At 65.1% G+C, this 19,698-nt stretch carries 20 protein-coding genes; 13 read left to right on the top strand and 7 right to left on the bottom strand.

What is annotated here, in order from left to right; translation table 11 throughout:
• Window positions 1-67: 67 nt before the first annotated feature.
• Entirely contained in the window at window positions 68-625 is a 558-nt protein-coding gene (locus ABWP89_RS07200; protein WP_353228236.1) for a VOC family protein, read from the bottom strand.
• 163 nt (window positions 626-788) lie between these two features.
• Here ABWP89_RS07200 and ABWP89_RS07205 point away from each other — a divergent pair, with 163 nt between their 5' ends.
• From ABWP89_RS07205 to ABWP89_RS07225, 5 genes are read left to right on the top strand one after another with little or no spacing between them, the layout of a single operon-like run.
• Complete coding sequence (locus ABWP89_RS07205) at window positions 789-2,003, top strand: Tm-1-like ATP-binding domain-containing protein (protein ID WP_353228237.1); 1,215 nt, start codon at window positions 789-791, stop codon at window positions 2,001-2,003.
• Entirely contained in the window at window positions 2,000-2,464 is a 465-nt protein-coding gene (locus tag ABWP89_RS07210) for an acetyl-CoA carboxylase biotin carboxyl carrier protein (RefSeq protein ID WP_353228238.1), read from the top strand. The genes ABWP89_RS07205 and ABWP89_RS07210 overlap by 4 nt, the downstream gene beginning before the upstream one ends.
• Window positions 2,461-3,795, top strand: coding sequence for an acetyl-CoA carboxylase biotin carboxylase subunit (locus tag ABWP89_RS07215; protein WP_353228240.1), 1,335 nt, complete (start codon window positions 2,461-2,463; stop codon window positions 3,793-3,795). Before ABWP89_RS07210 ends, ABWP89_RS07215 begins: the two co-directional genes overlap by 4 nt.
• Window positions 3,792-5,261: a hydroxymethylglutaryl-CoA lyase-like TIM-barrel protein gene (locus tag ABWP89_RS07220; RefSeq protein WP_353228241.1), complete on the top strand. Its 1,470-nt coding sequence runs from the start codon at window positions 3,792-3,794 to the stop codon at window positions 5,259-5,261. The genes ABWP89_RS07215 and ABWP89_RS07220 overlap by 4 nt, the downstream gene beginning before the upstream one ends.
• Window positions 5,258-6,100: an HAD-IIA family hydrolase gene (locus ABWP89_RS07225; protein ID WP_353228242.1), complete on the top strand. Its 843-nt coding sequence runs from the start codon at window positions 5,258-5,260 to the stop codon at window positions 6,098-6,100. The genes ABWP89_RS07220 and ABWP89_RS07225 overlap by 4 nt, the downstream gene beginning before the upstream one ends.
• Before the next feature lie 36 nt (window positions 6,101-6,136).
• Here ABWP89_RS07225 and ABWP89_RS07230 read toward each other — a convergent pair whose 3' ends face one another.
• The 3 genes from ABWP89_RS07230 to ABWP89_RS07240 all read right to left on the bottom strand — a co-directional run bounded on the left by ABWP89_RS07230 (window position 6,137) and on the right by ABWP89_RS07240 (window position 9,690).
• The gene (locus tag ABWP89_RS07230) at window positions 6,137-7,132 is read right to left on the bottom strand and encodes a zinc-dependent alcohol dehydrogenase family protein (RefSeq protein WP_353228243.1); all 996 of its coding nucleotides are present in this window, start codon (window positions 7,130-7,132) and stop codon (window positions 6,137-6,139) included.
• 125 nt (window positions 7,133-7,257) lie between these two features.
• Window positions 7,258-7,959, bottom strand: a complete 702-nt coding sequence (locus ABWP89_RS07235) for a superoxide dismutase (RefSeq protein WP_353228244.1) — start codon at window positions 7,957-7,959, stop codon at window positions 7,258-7,260.
• A gap of 225 nt (window positions 7,960-8,184) precedes the next feature.
• The gene (locus ABWP89_RS07240; protein WP_353228245.1) at window positions 8,185-9,690 is read right to left on the bottom strand and encodes a YifB family Mg chelatase-like AAA ATPase; all 1,506 of its coding nucleotides are present in this window, start codon (window positions 9,688-9,690) and stop codon (window positions 8,185-8,187) included.
• A gap of 172 nt (window positions 9,691-9,862) precedes the next feature.
• Here ABWP89_RS07240 and ABWP89_RS07245 point away from each other — a divergent pair, with 172 nt between their 5' ends.
• Entirely contained in the window at window positions 9,863-10,597 is a 735-nt protein-coding gene (locus ABWP89_RS07245; RefSeq protein ID WP_353228246.1) for a hypothetical protein, read from the top strand.
• Between the two features lie 149 nt (window positions 10,598-10,746).
• On the opposite strand, the gene ABWP89_RS07250 is transcribed toward ABWP89_RS07245, so the two are convergent.
• A complete protein-coding gene (locus ABWP89_RS07250) occupies window positions 10,747-11,055 on the bottom strand; it encodes a hypothetical protein (RefSeq protein ID WP_353228247.1) in 309 nt (102 codons plus the stop codon).
• 138 nt (window positions 11,056-11,193) lie between these two features.
• Between ABWP89_RS07250 and ABWP89_RS07255 the strand changes: the two genes are divergently transcribed.
• The 6 genes from ABWP89_RS07255 to dxs all read left to right on the top strand — a co-directional run bounded on the left by ABWP89_RS07255 (window position 11,194) and on the right by dxs (window position 15,810).
• Window positions 11,194-11,625 (top strand): CBS domain-containing protein, encoded by a 432-nt coding sequence (locus ABWP89_RS07255; protein WP_353228248.1) that lies wholly within the window; start codon window positions 11,194-11,196, stop codon window positions 11,623-11,625.
• 89 nt (window positions 11,626-11,714) lie between these two features.
• Window positions 11,715-12,047, top strand: coding sequence for an iron-sulfur cluster insertion protein ErpA (gene erpA, locus ABWP89_RS07260; protein ID WP_353228249.1), 333 nt, complete (start codon window positions 11,715-11,717; stop codon window positions 12,045-12,047).
• A complete protein-coding gene (gene xth, locus ABWP89_RS07265; protein ID WP_353228251.1) occupies window positions 12,044-12,859 on the top strand; it encodes an exodeoxyribonuclease III in 816 nt (271 codons plus the stop codon). Before erpA ends, xth begins: the two co-directional genes overlap by 4 nt.
• Before the next feature lie 230 nt (window positions 12,860-13,089).
• Window positions 13,090-13,242, top strand: a complete 153-nt coding sequence (locus ABWP89_RS07270) for a hypothetical protein (RefSeq protein ID WP_353228253.1) — start codon at window positions 13,090-13,092, stop codon at window positions 13,240-13,242.
• A gap of 75 nt (window positions 13,243-13,317) precedes the next feature.
• On the top strand, window positions 13,318-13,782 hold the full coding sequence (locus tag ABWP89_RS07275; RefSeq protein WP_353228254.1) for a Fur family transcriptional regulator: 465 nt from the start codon (window positions 13,318-13,320) through the stop codon (window positions 13,780-13,782).
• A gap of 105 nt (window positions 13,783-13,887) precedes the next feature.
• A complete protein-coding gene (dxs, locus tag ABWP89_RS07280) occupies window positions 13,888-15,810 on the top strand; it encodes a 1-deoxy-D-xylulose-5-phosphate synthase (protein ID WP_353228255.1) in 1,923 nt (640 codons plus the stop codon).
• 39 nt (window positions 15,811-15,849) lie between these two features.
• Here the strand turns inward: dxs and ABWP89_RS07285 are convergent, their stop codons facing one another.
• Window positions 15,850-17,643: a peptide MFS transporter gene (locus ABWP89_RS07285; RefSeq protein ID WP_353228257.1), complete on the bottom strand. Its 1,794-nt coding sequence runs from the start codon at window positions 17,641-17,643 to the stop codon at window positions 15,850-15,852.
• A 373-nt stretch (window positions 17,644-18,016) separates the two neighbouring features.
• Here ABWP89_RS07285 and ABWP89_RS07290 point away from each other — a divergent pair, with 373 nt between their 5' ends.
• The gene (locus ABWP89_RS07290; RefSeq protein WP_353228259.1) at window positions 18,017-18,304 is read left to right on the top strand and encodes an integration host factor subunit beta; all 288 of its coding nucleotides are present in this window, start codon (window positions 18,017-18,019) and stop codon (window positions 18,302-18,304) included.
• 195 nt (window positions 18,305-18,499) lie between these two features.
• On the opposite strand, the gene ABWP89_RS07295 is transcribed toward ABWP89_RS07290, so the two are convergent.
• Window positions 18,500-19,462 (bottom strand): c-type cytochrome, encoded by a 963-nt coding sequence (locus ABWP89_RS07295; RefSeq protein WP_353228261.1) that lies wholly within the window; start codon window positions 19,460-19,462, stop codon window positions 18,500-18,502.
• Window positions 19,463-19,698: the final 236 nt, after the last annotated feature.

A 19,698-nucleotide genomic window follows, 5' to 3' on the forward strand; every position in this document is an offset into this window, starting at 1 on the left:
CGCTCTCCCCCGCTTGGTTATATTTGTATGCTAGACAAACAGATTTTTGCGCAGCGCGCAAGCACCATCAGGCAAACGGGCGAACCGGGTCGCTGCCATCCCAATCGACCGAAGCGCGCCAGAACCGCGTGAAGGTTTCATCCATCCCCGGCGTGACCGGGATCAGTTCGACCATGCCGGGCTGGTTGCGCCCGTTGTCGAGATAGGCCACCGCGCCGCCGGTGGGCACCGCCGCGCGATAGGCCACGGTGTAGCCACGCGCCTGGTATCCGGGGATTTCCGCATCGACATCGGCGCAGGCGATGCCGACGTGGTGAAACCCATAGCCGCGCTGGGCGATCACATCGCGATAGACCGACGGGTGATCATCAAGCGGCTGGATCAGTTCGATCTGCATATGCCCGGCAAAGGCCATCGCGATGGTGACATCGGCCCGCGACGGCGCGCCGCGATAGGTTTGATCAGGGCCCAGGAAATGATCGAGCAGAAACCACGGACCGGTGCGCGCATCGGCCATCCACCAGGCCATGCTGGCGCGGATATCTTCGACCACATAGGCCATCTGCATGATCTGGCCCAGCTTCTGCCCGAAACCGAGCGTGGTGCTTGTATGGATTGCGGTCATCAGGCATCTCTCCCCCTAGGTACACGAATTGTTGCGCGCAACGTCGCGCGTCGTGACGTGCGCAGGCATTTCGGTTGGCCCGGTTATTTTGCTTGCGCTCGCCAGCGATGGTCTGCATTTTGTATGCAACAAATACAATCATAGAATATGCTGGAGAGCGATGATGACTGAAAAACCCAGCGTGCTGCTGGTGATCACCCAGGACACCAAACAGGAAGAGGCGCAGTTTGTGCGCCAGACGCTGGAATCCGCGGGCGTCACGGTGGTGCATCTTGATCCCAGCGTGCGGCGCAGCGTCGGCGGCGCCGAAATCTCGCCCGAAGCGGTGGCCGGGGCCGCCGGCCACACCATCGAAGCGGTGCGCGCATTGGGCCACGAAGGCAAATGCCAGGCGGTGATGATCGAAGGATCGATCAAGGCCGCGCATGCCTGGCACGCCGCGCATCCCCTGTCGGGCATTCTGGCGGTGGGCGGATCGATGGGATCGGCGCTGGCCGGGGCGCTGATGCAATCGATGCCCTATGGCATGCCGAAACTGATCGTTTCGACGATGGCATCGGGCTTTACCGCGCCCTACATGGGGGTGAAGGACATCGCGATGCTGAACGCGGTGACCGACATCGCCGGCATCAACAGCATCAGCCGCGACGTGTTCCGCAACGGCGCGCTGGCGGTGGCGGGCATGGCCAAAGGCTATGACCCCAAACATGCCAGCGAAAAACCGCTGGTGCTGATGACCACGCTGGGCACCACCGAAACCGGCACCCGCCGCATTCGTGAAGCGCTGGAGGCCGATGGCGCCGAAGTCATGGTGTTTCATTCATCGGGCGCCGGCGGACCGACGCTGGACAGCATTGCCGCCGAACGCGATGTCGCGCTGGTGCTGGATCTGTCGGTGACCGAAATTCTGGACCATCTGAACGGCGGGCTGGCGGATTCCGGGCCGAACCGAGGCAAAGCCGGCATGGCACGCGGCGTGCCGACGATCTGGGCGCCGGGCAATGCCGATTTCATCATCGCCGGGCCGATCGACGTGGCGCGCGCGCAGTTCCCTGACACGCGCTATCATGAACACAACCCGCAATTGACCGCGGTGCGCACGCGTCTGCCCGAATTGCAGGGGCTGGCCGATCATCTGGGCGCGATCATCAAGGACGCCAAGGGCCCGGTGCGGGTGTTCACCCCGCTGCACGGGTTTTCCAACCACGACAGCCCGCAGGGCCACATTCAGGATACCACGTTGCCCGGCCCGTTTGCCGCCATGCTGCAGGCGGCAATGCCCGCGAACGTGCCGGTCACGGTGGTGGATGCGCATTTCAACGATGAGGAATTTTCCAATGCGATCATCGCCGCCGCCCGCGAAATGATGGCATCATGAGCAAGACCGATCTGCCGCTGACGCCCGAGGACGTCGCCGAAATCGCCGCCATCCTGGCCGGCACGCCCTATGACCGGCTGGATGTCACCACCGCGCGGTTCCGCCTGCGCGTGGCGCGCGATGATGCCGGTGACGGCTTTACGCAGGACTGGTCGTACACCGACACTGCCGCGCCCGGCGCAACAGTGGTCGCCGCTGTTGCCGAAATCGAGCCCGGCATCTGCATTCGCGCGCCGCTGCCCGGCACGTTCTACCGCGCACCCGCCCCCGGCGCGCCGCCGTTTGTCGAGGTCGGGGCCCATGTGACCCCCGACACCGTGGTCGGTATTATCGAAACCATGAAACTGATGAACCCGGTCCACGCCGGGGTGGCCGGCGTGGTCGAAGCGATCCTGACCAACGACGCGACGATGATCGCCAAAGGCGCCGCGCTGATCCGGCTGGCCGAGCCGGCGGCATGATCAAACGATTGTTCATTGCCAACCGCGGCGAAATCGCGCTGCGGATCATTCGCACCGCGCAAAGGATGGGCATGGTCACCATCCTGGGCGCATCGCAGGCCGATGCCGACAGCCTGCCCGCGCGCATGGCCGACGAAGTGGTGATCATCGGCCCCGCGCCATCATCGCAATCCTACCTCAACATTGCCGCGGTGGTCGCCGGCGCACAGGCCGCGCGCGCCGATGCGGTGCATCCGGGTTACGGTTTTCTGTCGGAAAATGCCGCTTTTGCCGGCGCCGTCGCGGCGGCGGGCATCGTGTTCGTCGGTCCGGAACTGTCCAGCCTGAAGGCGATGGGCGACAAGCTGATGGCGCGCAAAGTCGGGATCGAGGCCGGATTGCCAGTGGTGCCGGGCGGCGAGGCGGCGGACAAGGCCGCCGCACGCGTGCAGGCAGAACGCACCGGATACCCGCTGCTGCTGAAGGCCGTATCGGGCGGCGGCGGGCGCGGGATGAAGCGCGTTGATGCGCCAGAGCAGCTGGACGCGCAGATCGACATGGCGATGGCCGAGGCACAGGCCGCATTTGGCGATGCCCGCGTCTATGTCGAACGGTTTATCGGGCGCGGCCGCCATGTAGAGGTGCAGGTGCTGGGCGATGGCCACGACGCCATCCACCTGGGCACGCGCGACTGTTCGATCCAGCGCCGGTTTCAGAAACTGGTGGAGGAGGCACCCGCCCCCAATATGCCCGCCGACAAACGCGCCGCGATCGAAACCGCCGCGGTCAATCTGGCGCGGCACCTGCACTATCGCGGCGCAGGCACGGTAGAATTTCTGGTCGATGCCGAAACGTTCGATTTCTATTTCCTGGAAATGAACGCGCGCATCCAGGTTGAACACCCGGTGACCGAGGCGATCACCGGCGTCGATCTGATCGAACAACAATTGCTGATCGCCGGCGGGGCGCGCATGGCGCTGCGCCAGGCCGATGTGCAACCGCTGGGCCATGCGATCGAAGTGCGCATCAATGCCGAAGACTGGCGTGCCGATTTCCGCCCCTCGCCCGGCACCGTGGCGCAGGCGCAGTGGCCGGCCGGCCCTGGCATCCGCGTCGATACCCATATCGCCAGCGGCAGCGAAGTGCCGCCCTATTACGATTCGCTGATCGGCAAGCTGATCGTGCATGCCCCGTCGCGCGCAGAGGCGGTGGCACTGCTGCGCACCAGCCTGGACCGGCTGCACATCGATGGCGTGGATACCACGCGCGATCTGCACCGGGCGATCGTGGCCGATGCGCGGTTTGCCGCCGGCGGCGTCGATACCCGCTTTTTTGAAGGACTTGAGGCATGAGCATCCGGCTGGTCGATGTGACCATGCGCGATGGCAACCAGTCGCTGTGGGGGGCCACCGGGCTGAACACCGCGCATATGTTGCAGGCGGCCGCGCTGACCGAGCGCGCCGGTTTTCGCGCCATCGATTTTACGTCATCCAGCCATATGGCGGTGGCGGTCCGCTATTTCCGCAACAACCCGTGGGAACGCATCCGCCGCATGCGCGCGGCGATGCCGACCACGCCGATGCAGCTGATCACCACCGGCCTGCGCTTTATCGCCTGGCAGCAGGCCGACCCGGATTTCATGCGGCTGGTGTACCGGTGCCTGCAGGATTGCGGCATCCGCCGGATTGTCGTGCTTGATCCGATGCACGAAGTGCCCGCGGTGATCGCGGCGGCGCGGATTATCAAGCAGGAAGGCCCGGCCGAAGTCATGGCGGCGCTGACCTTTACGCTGTCCGATGTGCACGACGATGCGTTTTATGCCACGTTTGCCAAAGCGCTGATGGCCAGCCCGGATATCGACCTGTTCTATATCAAGGACCCCAGCGGACTGCTGTCGGTCGATCGCGTGCGCACGCTGGCCCCGGCGATCAAGGCGGTGATCGGTGATCGCCCGCTGGAAATCCACGCGCACAACACGCTGGGCCTGGGCGAATTGTCCTCGCTGGAAGCGGCAAAGCTGGGGATTTCGGCGATCCATGTCGGCATCGGCCCGGGCGGTGACGGATCATCGCTGCCAGAAGCGGAGCGGATGGTCGCCAACCTGATTGAGGCCGGGCACGATGTCGACATCGACCGCGCCAGCTTGCGCCAATTGTCGGATTACTGGGCGCGGGTGGCGCGTGCAGAGGGGCTGCCACCGGGCCAGCCGCAGGCATTCGATGCCAGTTTTCTGCGCCACCAGATCGCCGGCGGAGTGATGACCACCACCAAACGCCAGCTGGAAGAGCTGGGGATGGGTGACCGGCTGGGCGCGGTAATCGCGGAAACCGAACAAGTGCGCGCCGAACTGGGCTATCCGATCATGGTCACGCCGTTCCCGCAAATGGTGATGAGCCAGGCGCTGTTCAACGTGATCGGCGATCGCCGCTATGCCCAGGTCAGCGACCAGGTGATCCGCTATGTGATGGGCAAGTTCGGCAAGCCGACACGGGCGGTGGACAAAGACGTAGAGGCCGCGATCCTCAGCCGCCCGCGCGCGACAGAACTCGCTGCCGAGGGCGATTTTCCCGCCTTGGGCGATCTGCGCCGCACGTTTGGCGCAGCCATGCCGGATGAGGAGTTCCTGCTGCGCGCGGTGATGCCTGGCGACCAGGTTGACGCCATGCTGTCGGCCGGCCGGTCGCGCGCGACCTATACGCCAGAGGCGGCACCGCTGTTGAAACTGCTGCGCGAGCTTGCCGCGCGCCCGGCGGCGCGTGACATCGTGATCGAACGGCCGGGTTTGCGCCTGGCGCTGCATGCCGGAGCATCGCTGTGACACCAGATATCGCCACCCGCGTGCGCCATGCCAGCGGGTTTATTTTCGACATGGATGGCACCATCGCGCTGGGCGATGCGGCCAGCGGCGGGCACCGCGCGCTGCCCGGTGCGATCGAATTGCTTGCCGCGATCCGTGCCAAGGGCGTGCCGCTGCGGGTGTTTACCAACGGCACCGCCAAGCCGCCCGCGACATACGCCGCATCGCTGCGCGACGCCGGGTTTGATCTGCACGATCACGAAATGATGACGCCATCGACATCGGCGGCGGCGTGGTTCGTGAAACAGCGGATCACCCGTGTGCGCGTGCTGGGCAATGCCGGGGTGGCCGCGCCGCTGATCGATGCCGGCATCACCTGCATCGGCGCGGCCGAACCGGCCGAGGGCGTGGAGGCAGTCTATACCGGCTGGTTCCGCGAATTCACCTTTCCCGATCTTGAGGCGGCATGCCAGTCGGTGTGGGCTGGCGCGCGGCTGACCACCGCCAGCCATGTGCCGTTCTTTGCCACGGCCAATGGCCGCGGCATCGGCGCCAGCTATGCCATCAACGCGATGATCACCGCGATGACCGGCAAACGCGCCAAAGTGCTGGGCAAACCATCAAAGATCGCGTTCGATGCCGCCGCCGACGCGATGGGCATTGCCCGCACCGACCGCGCCGCGATCGTGATCGTTGGCGATGATCCCGCGCTGGAAATGCGCATGGCGCACAATGCCGGCGCCACCGGGATCGGCATGACCACCGGGATCATGCGGCCCGATGCCGTGGCCGCGCTGAAACGCGAAGAGCAACCGCACGCGGTGATCGACCATTTGCAGGCGCTGCTGGCATTGATCTGACGGGTGGCGGGCAGGGGCCGACCCTGCCCACCCCGGTCACAGCGTGATCACGACTTTGCCGAACAGGTCGGGCGATGACACATACTGCCAGGCGTCCAGCGCATCGGCCATGCCAAAGCGGCGGTCGATGACAGGCTGGATGTGGTGCGCATCGACCATCGCGTTCAGCCCGCTGGCCATCGCGCGCGATCCCACGAAAATGCCGCGAATCGATGCGCCCTTGAACATCAGCCCGTGCGGGTTGGTGTTGCCTTCGCGAGTCAACACGCCAATCAGCGCGATTTCCCCGCAAAAGCCCACTGCCGCGATAGACTGCGCCAGCGTGCCCGCGCCGCCAACCTCGACCACATGGTCGATCCCGCCGGTCAGCCGGCTGGCCTCTGCCCCCCAATCGGGGGTGGTGCGGTAATTGATCACATGGTCGGCGCCCAGCGCCCTGACGCGTTCCAGCTTGGCATCGCTGGACGACGTCGCCACCACGATCGCGCCCGCCGCCTTGGCAATCTGCAGCGCCAGCAGCGACACCCCGCCAGTGCCCAGCACCAGCACGCTTTCCCCCGCCTGCAGCGCCCGCGGCCCCGCCATCAGCGCGTTCCACGCGGTTACCCCGGCACAGGGCAGGCAGGCCGCCTGTTCAAAGGTCAAGGTATCGGCAATCCGCACAATCCCGGTGGCCGGCAGCACCACCAGATCCTGCAACATCCCCGGCGCGCCCGCTGCGCCCAGCGCCGGGCCAACACCGGGCGATGGCGGGCCATCCTGCCAGCTTTGGAAAAACAGCCCGGCCACGCGGTCGCCCACGGCCCAATCGGTCACTCCTTCGCCCAGCGCCACGATCTCTCCCGCGCCGTCGGACAGCGGCACCGTGTCACTGGTGACCGGGCCGCCCATGTATAGCCCCAGCGGAATGATCTGGTCGCGATAGTTGAGCGAACAGGCGCGCACCCGCACCAGCACTTCACCCGCACCGGGCACCGGTTCGGGCACATCGCGCATGTGCATCCCGCCCAGCGTGGTGGAACCTTGGGTCACAATCCATTGCCGCATCGGCCTTCTCCCCCTGTGGCCGGCTTGAACGTCGGCCAATTTGTAAGCAACACTTACGGGTTTTGCCGGGGTGATGCTCGCGCGTCAACCGTCCGTGCGGTGCAAGCCTGTTAAGCGGAGAATCGCTTTGACGCCCCCGCCCAATCCAGCAGTGGCAGCACCGCGCTGACATAATCGGCGCGGCGGTTCTGTTCATCCAGGTAATAGGCGTGTTCCCACACGTCGATCACCAGCAGCGGGGTCATGCCCATGGTCAGCGGCGTATCGGCGTTGGATGTCGCCAGCACTTTCAACTTGGCCCCGTCGCGCACCAGCCAGGCCCAGCCGCTGCCGAACTGGCCCAGCGCCGCCTTGGTCAATTCGGCCTCAACCGCCGCACGGCCGCCAAAATCGCTGGCCAGCGCCGCCATCAGCGTATCGGATGGCATGCTGCCACCAGGCGTCAGGCTTTGCCAGTACAGGTTGTGGTTGAGCGCCTGCGCCGCGTTGTTGAACATCCCGCGCATATCGGCCTTGCCCGCGGTCGCCATGATGACCGATTCCAGCGATGCGGTCGCCAGCGGCGTGCCCGCCACCAGTTTGGCCAGGTTGGTGAAATAGCCCTTGTGATGCTTGTTGTAATGGAAATCGACCGTCCGCGCCGAAATCGCCGGTGCCAGCGCATCGGGCGCATAGGCCAGCGGCGGCTGGCTTTGCGGCGATGCCGGCATGGCCGGGGCGGCGGCACGGGCGGGCGCCGTCGTCACAAAGGAAACCGCAGAAACGGCGGTGGCGGCAGCGCGCAGCACGTCGCGACGATTGCTGGTATCCATGTCGGGCTTCTCCTGTCGGGTCAGAATATTGAATCTTGTACCAAGTCGCGCCAAGCGCGACTCATACCTCCCGCCCCGCCTCCCCACCCGACCACCACAGTATGATGGTATCATTGGTGGTCGGGTGGGGAGGCGGGGCGGGAGGTATGACTGCACGCCAGTGCCGCATCGTATTAGCGCGAAATGGCGGCGGCGTATGCTGTCATCTGGGGGTAGATGATCCGGTCAGGCGCGTGGGGGCATACGGCGGTAACTCAGCGCCTCGGCCACATGCACGCGGGTCACCTGGTCTGCCCCGGCCAGATCGGCAATCGTGCGCGCCACGCGCAGGATGCGGGTATAGCCGCGCGCCGACAGCCGCATCGCGGTGGCCGCGCGGGTCAGCAGGTCTGCCCCCGCGGCATCCGGCTGCGCATGCATGTCCAGCAGGTCGCCATCCAGTTCGGCATTGCTGCGCCGCCCGGTGCCGGCCAGCCGCGCGGTCTGCCGGTCGCGCGCCACGGCCACGCGGCGGGCAACCTCGGCCGATCCTTCGGTCGGCGGGGGCAGCGCCATGTCGCTGGCGGCGACCGGATCAACCTCCACATGCAGGTCGATGCGATCCAGCATCGGCCCCGAAATCCTGGTCTGGTAATCGGCGGCGCAGCGCGGCGCACGGCTGCACGCCAGCGCGGGATCGGCCAGATGGCCACAGCGGCACGGGTTCATCGCCGCGATCAGCTGCACCCGCGCCGGAAAGGTCACATGGGCATTGGCGCGTGCCACGGTCACTTCGCCGGTTTCCAGCGGCTGGCGCAGCGAATCGAGCGCAGCGCGCTGAAATTCGGGCAATTCGTCCAGGAACAGCACGCCCAGATGCGCCAGGCTGACCTCACCCGGGCGCGCCTTCATCCCGCCGCCGGTCAGCGCGGCGATCGATGCCGAATGGTGCGGGCTGCGAAACGGGCGCGCGCGGCTGATCCGCCCTTCGACCAGTGTGCCCGCCACCGATGCAACCATCGACACCTCCAGCGCTTCGCTCGGCGTCAGCGGCGGCAGAATGCCCGGCAGACAGGCGGCCATCAGCGATTTTCCCGCGCCTGGCGGCCCGATCATCAGCAGGTTGTGACCCCCGGCGGCGGCGATTTCCAGCGCGCGGCGGGCAACCTCTTGCCCCTTCACCTGTTTCAGATCGGGGCCGCGCGGCGGCGGTTCCGGCTCCGCCAGTTTTGGCGGTGGCAGCGCCTGCGTGCCCTTCAGATGGTTGAGCAGCGATATCAGATCGGGCGCGGCGATCACCGCGGTCCCCGCCCAGCTCGCCTCGGTCCCCTGCGCCGCCGGGCAGATCAGCCCGCGTTCGCTGCCACCGGCATGCAGCGCGGCCAGCAGCACGCCCGGGCTGGCGATGATCCGGCCATCGAGCGCCAGTTCGCCCACCGCAACCTGATCGGCCAATCCTTCGCGATCGACCACGCCCATCGCGGCGAGCAGCGCCAGCGCGATCGGCAGGTCGTAATGCGACCCTTCCTTGGGCAGATCGGCCGGCGACAGATTGACCGTGATACGTTTGGGCGGCAGCGACAGGCCCATGGCGGCCAGCGCCGAATGCACGCGTTCGCGGCTTTCCCCCACCGCCTTGTCGGGCAGGCCGACCACGCGGAAACTGGGCAGGCCGGATGACACCTGGCACTGCACTTCGACGCTGCGCGCCTCCAGCCCGAGATAGGCGACCGTCGCCACGACTGCGACCATTGGTATTCGCCCCCCAAACCCCTGTGTGGGCGCGACCTTAGCGCGCAAACCCTGCCCGCCAAGGCCCTCAATTCCCCCAATGTGGTGATAACCGCGGTGAAATCATCGTAAACTGCGGATTCACCGCAAGCGTTGGCGCCTTGGCAAGGCGGCGCCCGGCACTCTCACCGTCATGGTGTTCCGCCCGATCCTGACCCTGGCCTGCGCGTTGGCTGCGCTGTTCCTGCCCGCACTGGCGCGGGCAGAGGCGACCACGCGCAGCTGGACCGATGCCGCCGGGGTGCAGTGGACCGAAACCACCACGGTCGAAACCGAAATCGTCGACGACCGCCAACCACGCAGTGAAGGCGCTGACCGGCTGGTTGGCGTCGCGGCCGAAACTGCGCAGCGCGGGGTGGCCCGGTTCGGCCCGTTTGTGGTGATCGATCGCAATCATGCCGCGCTGGTCGATGCCACCGACAGCGCCAGCCCGGCGCGGTTTGCCGCGATGCTGCGCGCATATCCGGCGATCAACGTGCTGGAACTGGTCGATTGCCCGGGCACGCTGGACGATACCGCCAATCTGCGGCTGGGGCGGATGATCCGCGCGCATGCCATCGCCACCAGCGTACCGCCCGGCGGATCGGTGCGGTCGGGCGCGGTGGAACTGTTCCTGGCCGGTACCACGCGCCACGCTGCGCCGGATGCCGATTTTGGCGTGCATGCCTGGGTGGATGACACCGGGCGCGGCCCCGACGATTATGACGCCAACGCCCCCGTTAACCGCGCCTATGTCACCTATTACCAGGCGATGGGCATGGCCCCCGGCACCGCGGCGGCGTTCTATGCGCTGACCAATTCGGTCCCCAATTCGCGCGTGCGCTGGCTGCACATCGCCGATCTGGCGCAGTTCGTACCGATCAATTGACGATGTTTCGCCTGGTTCGGAAGTGCCACCCACCACCCCGTACCTCCGGCCCATCCACCCATTAAGGTATCCTGTGGGCGGATGGGCCGGGGGTGCGGGGTGGTGGGTGGCACTTCAACGCGCCAAAGGCGCGTTGCAAACAAAACATCTCACCGCCAGGTTTCGTCGTCCAGCGGGTCTTCGATCACATCATCGTGCCCTGATGTGTGCGACAGGAACACCAGCCCCATCAGCGCGCCCACCAGCATGACCGTCAGCCCGAACCCCAGCGCGGTGGCGATGTACAGGTGGATCGAGACCAGCCCGAATTCGTGGTACAGCCACACCCACACCACTCCGACCACCGCCAGCGCCAGATCCGCCGTAAAGCGCAACATGCGGCGGTAGTGTGCCCAAGAGCGCGCGGCGTGGGCGGGATCATCCAGCGGGGATGGGCGAAGATTGAATCCGTTCGGCATGGGTACCTTCCATGCGCCAGCAAAATTGGCGCGGCAATCGCCTTGCGCCGACATGCAACTGTGTCATGCTGTTATCATGTTGGCGCAGACCAGCTGTCTTTTCGGGAACGCTATATTTTGAGTTAGAGGGAGGATGCGATGACGATAGCAAGGCTGATTGCCGGGCGGTCAGGACCGGTCTGGACCATCCAGGCCGATGCCAGCGTTGCCGAAGCGGTCGAACTGCTGGCCGAACGCCGCATCGGCGCACTGCCGGTCGCCGATCAGGACGCGGCCGTGGCGGGAATCTTTTCCGAACGCGACGTGCTCTATTCGCTGCGCCGGCTGGGCGCCGCGATGCTGACCCGCACGGTGCGTGAAGTGATGACCGCGCCGGTGATCTCGGTCAGCCCCGACCAATCCGCGATCGAGGCGCTGACACTGATGACCCGGCGGCGCATCCGCCATCTGCCGGTGATGGACAATGGCGCGATGGTGGCGTTCATTTCGATCGGCGACCTGGTCAAATACCGGGTCGAACGCATCGAGGCGGAGGCGGAGGCACTGCGCAGTTATATCCAATCGGCCTAGAGTCTCTGTTGAAAGTGCCACCCACCGCCCCGACACGCCCTTTCGCGAATACCCTTGAGCATGGGGCCCGCGCGCCCTATCTTGCACAGATGACCACACCATCCATTGCACTGTCCCCCAGCGCCGCAGCGCGCGTTGCCGCCATTGCCGTGCGCCAGGCAAAGCCGGCGATCCTGCGCCTGTCGGTTGAAGGCGGCGGATGTTCGGGGTTCCAGTACCGCTTTGGCCTGGCCGATGCGGCCGAAGCCGACGATGTGGTGGCGCAGACCGACGGGGTGCAGCTGGTGGTTGACCCGGTCAGTCTGGACCTGGTGGGCGGCGCGCTGGTCGATTATGTCGAATCGCTGGGTGGGGCGGCGTTCCGCGTCGAAAACCCCAATGCCGCTTCCGGCTGCGGGTGTGGCGCCAGCTTCAGCGTATGAGCGCCAGTGCGGCGGGCGATGCGCGTTCGGGACAGCCGATCACGGTCGCCTCGTTCAACGTCAACGGTATCAAGGCGCGACTGCCCCGCCTGATCGAATGGCTGGACGAAACCCGGCCGGACGTCGCCTGTCTGCAGGAAATCAAGACCCAGGATGACGGGTTTCCCGCCGCCGAGCTCGCCAAGGCCGGCTATCAGGCGATCTGGCACGGGCAAAAGGGTTTCAACGGCGTGGCCATTCTGGCGCGCGGCACCCAGCCCGTCGAAATACAGCGCGGCCTGCCCGGCGATGCCGAAGACGAACAGGCCCGCTATCTTGAGGCGGAGTTGTTCGGCCTGCGCATTGCCGGCATCTATCTGCCCAATGGCAACCCGCAGCCGGGGCCGAAATTTGATTACAAGCTGCGCTGGATGGACCGGCTGGCGCAGCGCATGGCCGTTATCGCGGCCGAAGAAGTGCCGGCAGTGGTCATCGGCGATTACAACGTCATCCCCGCCGACCACGACATCTGGGACCCGCGCGCGATGGCCGGTGATGCGCTGATGCAGCCCGAATCGCGCGATGCCTGGCGCCGCCTGGTCAATGCCGGGTGGACCGATGCGCTGGGGCTGCACAATCCGCGCGGCGGGGTTTGGACCTATTGGGATTATCAGGCCGGTGCCTGGCCGCGCGACCATGGTTTTCGCATCGATCATGCGCTGCTGTCGCCCGAACTGGCCGACCGGTTGCAGGCCGCCGGAGTCGACAAGACCTTTCGCGGGCGCGAGCGTGCCAGCGACCACGCCCCGGTGTGGGTGCGCGTCTCCGCCTGATCCGCACGATGATCCGCGCTGGCCACGCGACCAGCCGCCGTGGCGGCGGATGGACAGACCTGCGCGTCTGGATTTAGAACAGCATTGCAATTGCGCATGGCACACACCATTTCGCACCTGCACAACGACCGGGGATGCATCCGGCCACTTGTGCACGGCGTAATATCGCGCGTCGCCTGTCCACAAACGCGCACCCGGCAAAAACCGGCAGAAAGTTGAAACGACCCGCAATGGCCCCCTTTGACAAACAGTTTTACCGCGCACTGGCGGTCGGTTTTCTGCTGGGATGTGCCGCCATGGCCATCAGCACCACCGGCATCGTCGCCCAATCGGTGGCGGCAGTGGTGCCCGGGCATGTCGCGGCTGGTCCGGCAGCGCGATAGACGCGCTGACACCCCGCAAGCCGCCCCGCCGTTGCGGGGGTTTGCAACCGGGTTGCGCGGGCCTATCATCCCCCCATGGCCAGGCATCAGCATCACGATCTTGACGGCGAACATCTGATTGACGCTGCGCGTGATGCGCTGGTCGATGCGGGCGAACAGTGGACCGATATGCGCGGCGATGTGTTTACCGCGCTGGTCGCCCGCGCCACCCCGGCGTCCGCCTATGACATTGCCGAAGGCGTCGGGCTCCAACGTGGCAAGCGGGTGGCCGCCAACACCGTCTATCGCATCCTGGACCTGTTTGTGCGCACCAATCTGGCGCGGCGGGTGGAAAGCGCCAACGCCTATGTTGCCAATCCGCACCCCGGCTGCCGCCACGATTGCATTTTCCTGATCTGCGATTCGTGCGGCACCGCCATCCATCTGGATGATGACCGCATGACTGGCGCGCTGCGCGATGCGGCACAGCACGCCGGCTTTGCCGATGTCCGCCCGGTGGTTGAAATACGCGGATTGTGCCATCGCTGCGCAACGGCATAGCGCGTGCCGCATGCGATCTGCTTGACCGCAGCCACCCGCAGCGGCAAGGTCGATTACCCTGACGTCCTGTTCGACAGATGAAAAAAGACTGTGTAAGGAAAGTTGATGCCCGCAAACCCGGCCACGCCGCTCCTTGATACGGTCGATACACCGTCTGACCTGCGCAAGCTCGCCCCCACGCAATTGCGCCAGCTGGCCGATGAATTGCGTGAAGAAATGATCGCCTCGGTCGGCGCGACCGGTGGCCATCTCGGGTCAGGGCTGGGCGTGGTCGAATTGACCGTGGCCGCGCATTACGTTTTCAACACCCCCGATGATCAGCTGATCTGGGATGTTGGCCACCAGGCCTATCCGCACAAGATCCTGACCGGGCGGCGTGCGCGCATGCGCACTTTGCGCCAGGGTGGCGGGCTGTCGGGTTTTACCCGCCGCAGCGAAAGCCGCTATGACCCATTCGGGGCGGCGCATTCATCCACCTCGATTTCGGCCGCGCTGGGGTTTGCCATCGCCAACAAACTGACCGACCGGCCGGGCAAATCGATCGCGGTGATCGGCGATGGCGCGATGAGCGCGGGCATGGCCTATGAGGCGATGAACAACGCCGGCGCGGCGGGCAACCGCCTGATCGTCATTCTGAACGACAACGACATGTCAATTGCGCCGCCGGTGGGCGGTCTGTCAGCCTATCTGGCGCGGCTGGTATCGTCGCGCCCGTTTCTGGAACTGCGCGATCTGGCGCGGCGGCTGTCGCGGCGGTTGCCCCGCCCGCTGGCGCAGGCCGCCAAAAAGACCGATGAATTTGCGCGCGGCATGGCGATGGGCGGCACCCTGTTTGAAGAGCTGGGGTTTTATTACGTCGGGCCGATCGATGGTCACAACCTGGATCAGCTGATCCCGGTGCTGGAAAACGTGCGCGACGCTGCCGAAGGCCCGTGCCTGATCCATGTCGTCACGCAAAAGGGCAAGGGCTATGCCCCGGCCGAGGCCGCCGCCGACAAATACCACGGCGTGCAGAAATTCAACGTCGTCACCGGCGAACAGGTCAAAAGCAGCCCTGGCGCGCCCAGCTATACCACGGTGTTTGCCGATGCCCTGATTGCGGAGGCGAACCGCGATCCCAGGATCTGTGCGATCACCGCGGCAATGCCATCGGGCACCGGGCTGGACCGCTTTACCCGCGCGTATCCCGATCGCATGTTCGATGTCGGCATTGCCGAACAGCACGGGGTGACCTTTGCCGCCGGGCTGGCGGCGCAGGGTATGCGGCCGTTCTGCGCAATCTATTCCACCTTTCTGCAGCGCGCCTATGACCAGGTGGTGCACGATGTCGCGATCCAAAACCTGCCGGTCCGGTTTGCCATCGATCGCGCCGGGCTGGTCGGTGCCGATGGTGCGACTCACGCCGGGTCATTCGATGTGACCTATCTGGCCAGCCTGCCCAACATGGTGGTCATGGCCGCCGCTGATGAGGCGGAACTGGTGCACATGACGCATACTGCGGCGATGCACGACAGCGGGCCGATCGCGTTTCGTTACCCGCGCGGCAATGGCACCGGCGTGCCGCTGCCGGCGGTGCCCGAACGGCTGGAAATCGGCAAAGGGCGCATTGTGCGCGAAGGCGGCAAGATTGCCATCCTGTCGCTTGGCACCCGCCTGGCAGAGGCGATCAAGGCCGCCGACCAGCTGGATGCGCGCGGGCTGCCGACCACGGTGGCCGACCTGCGCTTTGTCAAACCGCTCGATCAGGATCTGATCCGCCGGCTGATGGTCACTCACGACGTGGTGGTGACCATCGAGGAAGGCGCGATCGGCGGGCTGGGCGCGCATGTGCTGACCATGGCCAGCGACGAAGGGCTGACCGATGCCGGCCTGAAAATCCGCACGATGCGACTGCCCGATGTGTTTCAGGAACACGATGGCCCCGAAAAACAATACGATACCGCCGGCCTGAACGCGCCGCACATCGTCGAAACCGTGCTGAAGGCGCTGCGTCACAACAGCGCAGGTGTGCAGGAAGCGCGCGCCTGAGCGGATAGCCGCCGGGCGGGCGCGCGCGCCCGTCGGTTGCTAATTCACCCCGTGCATCAGCCGGCGCAGCGGAACCGCCAGCAGCAGCAGCAACCCGCCAATTACCACCGAAGTCCAGCCGATCGTCGTAAAGACATGGACATAGGTTTCCAGGCTTAGCCGCGGGTTGGTGACCTCCCCCCCCACGGTATCGACACTGGCGACCTGGGCGACGATCCCGCCCACATATTGCGCGACCGCGATCGACAGGTACCATACCCCCATCATCAGCCCGACAATCCGCGCCAGCGACAGTTTGGTGATCATGCTGAGGCCGACGGGCGAAATGCACAGCTCGGCCACGGTGTGGATCAGGTACAGCCCGGCCAGCCACCACACCGAAACCTTGAAAGCACCGCTGGCAAAGCCCGTGCCCCATACCAGAAACAGGAACCCCGCGCCCACACCCGCCAGCGCCAGGCCGAATTTGACCGGGGTCGACGGTTCCCACCCGCGCCGGCCCAGCGCGACCCACAGCATCGACAGGAACGGCGCCAGCAGCACGATGAACAGCGCGTTGAACACTTGCGTCTGCGCCGCCGAGATCTGGAACGAGCCGATCAGGTGCAGATCGGTGTTGCGATCGGCAAACAGCGTCAGCGAACTGCCCGCCTGTTCAAACAGCGTCCAGAACACCGTGTTGAACGTAATCATCACCATCGCCGCACACATCATGTGAAATTCGGCGCGGTTGCCGGTGACGAACGCATAGGCCAGAATTGCCGGCACGCTGATGATGAAAGTGCCGAACAGCAATTTGCCCATCAGCGGCAGCGCCAGGATATAACCGGCAATCCCGCCGCCCGCTGCGGCCGGCGTGGCATTCATCAGATTGACGAACAACAGCATGACCAGCGGCACCGCGACCACCGCGCCCAGAAAAATCAGCGTGCCCCGGTCCTTCGCCAGGTCGGCTGGCGGATTGCCAAATGCGTGCAGCCGGCCGCCATCGAACTGGATCAGCGCCCACGACACCAGCATGCCCACCGCCGCCAGCAAAAACCCGGCCCACCATCCGATCACATCGGCCAGCAGCGGGCACAGCGTCTGCGACAGCAGCGCGCCCAGATTGATACCCATGTAAAAGATCGTGAACCCGCCATCCTTGCGCGTGTCGCCCGGCCGGTACAGTTCCCCGACCATGGTCGCGATATTGGGTTTGAAAAATCCGTTGCCGATGACGATCAGCGACAGCCCCAGCAGGATTAGCGCGGTGGTCACCGCTGACCGGTCACCGCCCGATTGAAAATGGTCGCCCGCGACATGGCGCGCGACCTGGCCATCAGCGGCGATCAGCGACACCGTCCCGTCGGCCTCACCATGGATGACCAGCGGTTGCCGGTCGATCATCACATAGCGTTTTTCGTGCGCGCCGGGGCTGGGATGATCGGCGACGTTTTCCTGCACCACGTCGTGGCGCACACCATCGATGGCCACCCACGGTTTTGCCGGTTCACCGCCAAAGCACATCGTGAAATAGCCCGCCGCCATCACCAGCGCGCCAAATTTGACCGATCGTTTCGATCCGAGATAGCGATCCGCGATCAGCCCGCCGATCAGCGGGGTCAGATAGACCATCGCCGCCGTCCCGCCATAAAGACCGTTGGCGGTGCGATCGCTGAACAGGAAATGTTTGGTCAGATACAGCGTCAGCAGCGCGCGCATGCCGTAAAAGCCGAAGCGTTCCCACATTTCGGTGGTGAACAGCCGCGCCAGTTGTCGCGGATGGCCGAACCAGTCGGTGTCTGACGCGAACGGACCTGGTACCTGCGAACCGGCATTGGACGTGGTCAAAACGGCGCTCTCCTGCCCGATCACAAAAACTGGTGCGGTGTGATCGGTTAACGTCGATTCCTGACCGGGTAAGCCGGGCAAGGCAAGTGCCGATTGGTGCGCGGCGCTGCCACCGGGATGGCCGTCCGCCGCACCGCTACGGCGGATGCGCGCAGATCTGTTGCATTACGGACCAGACAAGCGGCAATCCGGCGAAAAAAGACGCCTTTGATATCTTAGGATAAGATTGTTTCCAACCTGCCGGTCTGGCAAGTATGCTGGTTCATGGCGAAATGGGGCGCCGTGAATCGGGATCCGACCAACCTGGCAGGGTTAATCGGGCGCCGGGTGGTTTTGGGGGATGTCACAGACATCCGGTGGAGGGGATTGGCGGATGATCAGATCCGAATTGCTGCAGGCGCTGGCGAAGGAAAGCCCGGACATGCGCGGCGAAGAAATCGAACGCGTGGTCGAAGTGTTCTTCGATGAAATTGGGCGGCGTCTGGCCGAGGGCGGCCGTGTGGAACTGCGTGGTTTTGGCGCGTTTTCAACACGTTCGCGCGATCCGCGCAAGGGCCGCAACCCGCGCACCGGCGAAACCGTGGATGTACCCGGCAAGCGCGTGCCCTATTTCAAGCCGGGCAAGGAAATGCGTTTCCGCCTGAACGCTGACGGCGAATAAACTCCCGCACGCTGCACCGGCAATCAATGCTGGCCGATGCCCGCAGGCAGCTGTCTGTGGTGGTGACGGAATGTGGTGGCGGTCCGAATCGGCACTGCAAAAAGCGCCTGATGCAAAGCGGAACGGGACTCACAAAAAAGGGGGCGCCCAGGCGCCCCCTTTTTCGTTGTGTCGTCCTTGTGACGGTCGGCAGGCTTACTTGGCCGCACCCGCCGGGGCCGGAGCAGCGCCCAGCGCCAGCTTACCACCCTTGGAATTGAGATAGGCGATCACGTCGGCGCGCTGCTTGGCATCTTCGAGCCCGGCAAAGGTCATCTTGGTGCCGGCCGCAAACTTGGCCGGACCGGCCAGCCACTGGTCAAGCGTGGCGGCGTCCCAGTTGCCCTTGTGCGCCTTCAGCCCATCGGAAAAGGCATATCCGCCGCGGCCTTCGCCAATGGCGTCGCCGGCAATGGCATACAGGTTCGGGCCAATGCCATTGGCGCCGCCCTGGTCGATCGAATGGCAGGCCTTGCACTTGGCAAACACTTTTTCGCCCGCAGCCGCATCACCGACCATGGCGACCGCCGGGGTCAGCGCCGCACCACCGGCAGGCGCAGCAGCGCCAGCGGCTGCAGCCGCAACTGGCGCCGGCAAAGGCAGGTTCGAACCCTTTGAATTGAGATACAAAATCACGTTTGCGCGGTCTTCGGGGCTGGCCAGCCCGGCAAACGACATCTTGGTGCCGGTGGCATAGGCGGCGGGCGAGGTCAGCCACTGATCAAGCGCGGCAAAGTCCCACTTCCCGCCTTTGCCCTTCAACGCGTCGGAAAAGGCATAGCCGCCACGGCCCAGACCGATACCATCGCCGTTAACCGCCCACAGATTGGGGCCAATGCCATTGGCCCCGCCCTGGTCGATCGAATGGCAGGCCTTGCACTTGGCAAACACCGCTTCGCCTTTGGCCGCATCGGCCTTGGCCAGCCGGTTGGCAATCGGTTCGACCACTGCGGCCGCGCCGCCACCGGCCGCTTCAACACCGGTGATCGCATAGCCCATGGTTTCGGGCCGTTCGTGTTTGTCGGCCAGGAAAAAATGGCTGGAAAGGCTCGACATGCCCAGCGCCACGATGCCGCTGAACAGAGCCCAACCCGCGATGGTATTGAAACGGTCGTCCATGCCTTGTTTCCCGAAATGCCCAGATTGCAAAAGTCGTTGGTCGAAATCGCTTGTCAACAATCCCGACGCAAGCGCGAGTCATGTTGCGACGCAACAACCGCAAGCCTGTGTCAGCAATCGCTGTTTGCCGGTCGCTCTAGTCATCACCCTGCTGTGGCGCAAGTCCGTTTGCGCTGCGGCGCCGGATTGCCCTGCAATGACCATTGCTGATCTGCAACGGCTTTTGGCGCCGTTGC

It is taken from the genome of Novosphingobium sp. (assembly GCF_040398825.1).
Classification (GTDB): domain Bacteria; phylum Pseudomonadota; class Alphaproteobacteria; order Sphingomonadales; family Sphingomonadaceae; genus Novosphingobium.

Bases quoted from the DNA above. Each gene is read 5' to 3' on its own strand.
- ABWP89_RS07210 (WP_353228238.1), top strand. From the start codon at position 2,000: ATGAGCAAGACCGATCTGCCGCTGACGCCCGAGGACGTCGCCGAAATC.
- dxs (WP_353228255.1), top strand. From the start codon at position 13,888: ATGCCCGCAAACCCGGCCACGCCGCTCCTTGATACGGTCGATACACCG.
- ABWP89_RS07270 (WP_353228253.1), top strand. From the start codon at position 13,090: ATGGCCCCCTTTGACAAACAGTTTTACCGCGCACTGGCGGTCGGTTTT.
- ABWP89_RS07220 (WP_353228241.1), top strand. From the start codon at position 3,792: ATGAGCATCCGGCTGGTCGATGTGACCATGCGCGATGGCAACCAGTCG.
- xth (WP_353228251.1), top strand. From the start codon at position 12,044: ATGAGCGCCAGTGCGGCGGGCGATGCGCGTTCGGGACAGCCGATCACG.
- ABWP89_RS07275 (WP_353228254.1), top strand. From the start codon at position 13,318: ATGGCCAGGCATCAGCATCACGATCTTGACGGCGAACATCTGATTGAC.
- ABWP89_RS07250 (WP_353228247.1), bottom strand. From the start codon at position 11,055: ATGCCGAACGGATTCAATCTTCGCCCATCCCCGCTGGATGATCCCGCC.
- ABWP89_RS07235 (WP_353228244.1), bottom strand. From the start codon at position 7,959: ATGGATACCAGCAATCGTCGCGACGTGCTGCGCGCTGCCGCCACCGCC.
- erpA (WP_353228249.1), top strand. From the start codon at position 11,715: ATGACCACACCATCCATTGCACTGTCCCCCAGCGCCGCAGCGCGCGTT.
- ABWP89_RS07295 (WP_353228261.1), bottom strand. From the start codon at position 19,462: ATGGACGACCGTTTCAATACCATCGCGGGTTGGGCTCTGTTCAGCGGC.
- ABWP89_RS07200 (WP_353228236.1), bottom strand. From the start codon at position 625: ATGACCGCAATCCATACAAGCACCACGCTCGGTTTCGGGCAGAAGCTG.
- ABWP89_RS07290 (WP_353228259.1), top strand. From the start codon at position 18,017: ATGATCAGATCCGAATTGCTGCAGGCGCTGGCGAAGGAAAGCCCGGAC.
- ABWP89_RS07215 (WP_353228240.1), top strand. From the start codon at position 2,461: ATGATCAAACGATTGTTCATTGCCAACCGCGGCGAAATCGCGCTGCGG.
- ABWP89_RS07245 (WP_353228246.1), top strand. From the start codon at position 9,863: ATGGTGTTCCGCCCGATCCTGACCCTGGCCTGCGCGTTGGCTGCGCTG.
- ABWP89_RS07255 (WP_353228248.1), top strand. From the start codon at position 11,194: ATGACGATAGCAAGGCTGATTGCCGGGCGGTCAGGACCGGTCTGGACC.
- ABWP89_RS07240 (WP_353228245.1), bottom strand. From the start codon at position 9,690: ATGGTCGCAGTCGTGGCGACGGTCGCCTATCTCGGGCTGGAGGCGCGC.
- ABWP89_RS07205 (WP_353228237.1), top strand. From the start codon at position 789: ATGACTGAAAAACCCAGCGTGCTGCTGGTGATCACCCAGGACACCAAA.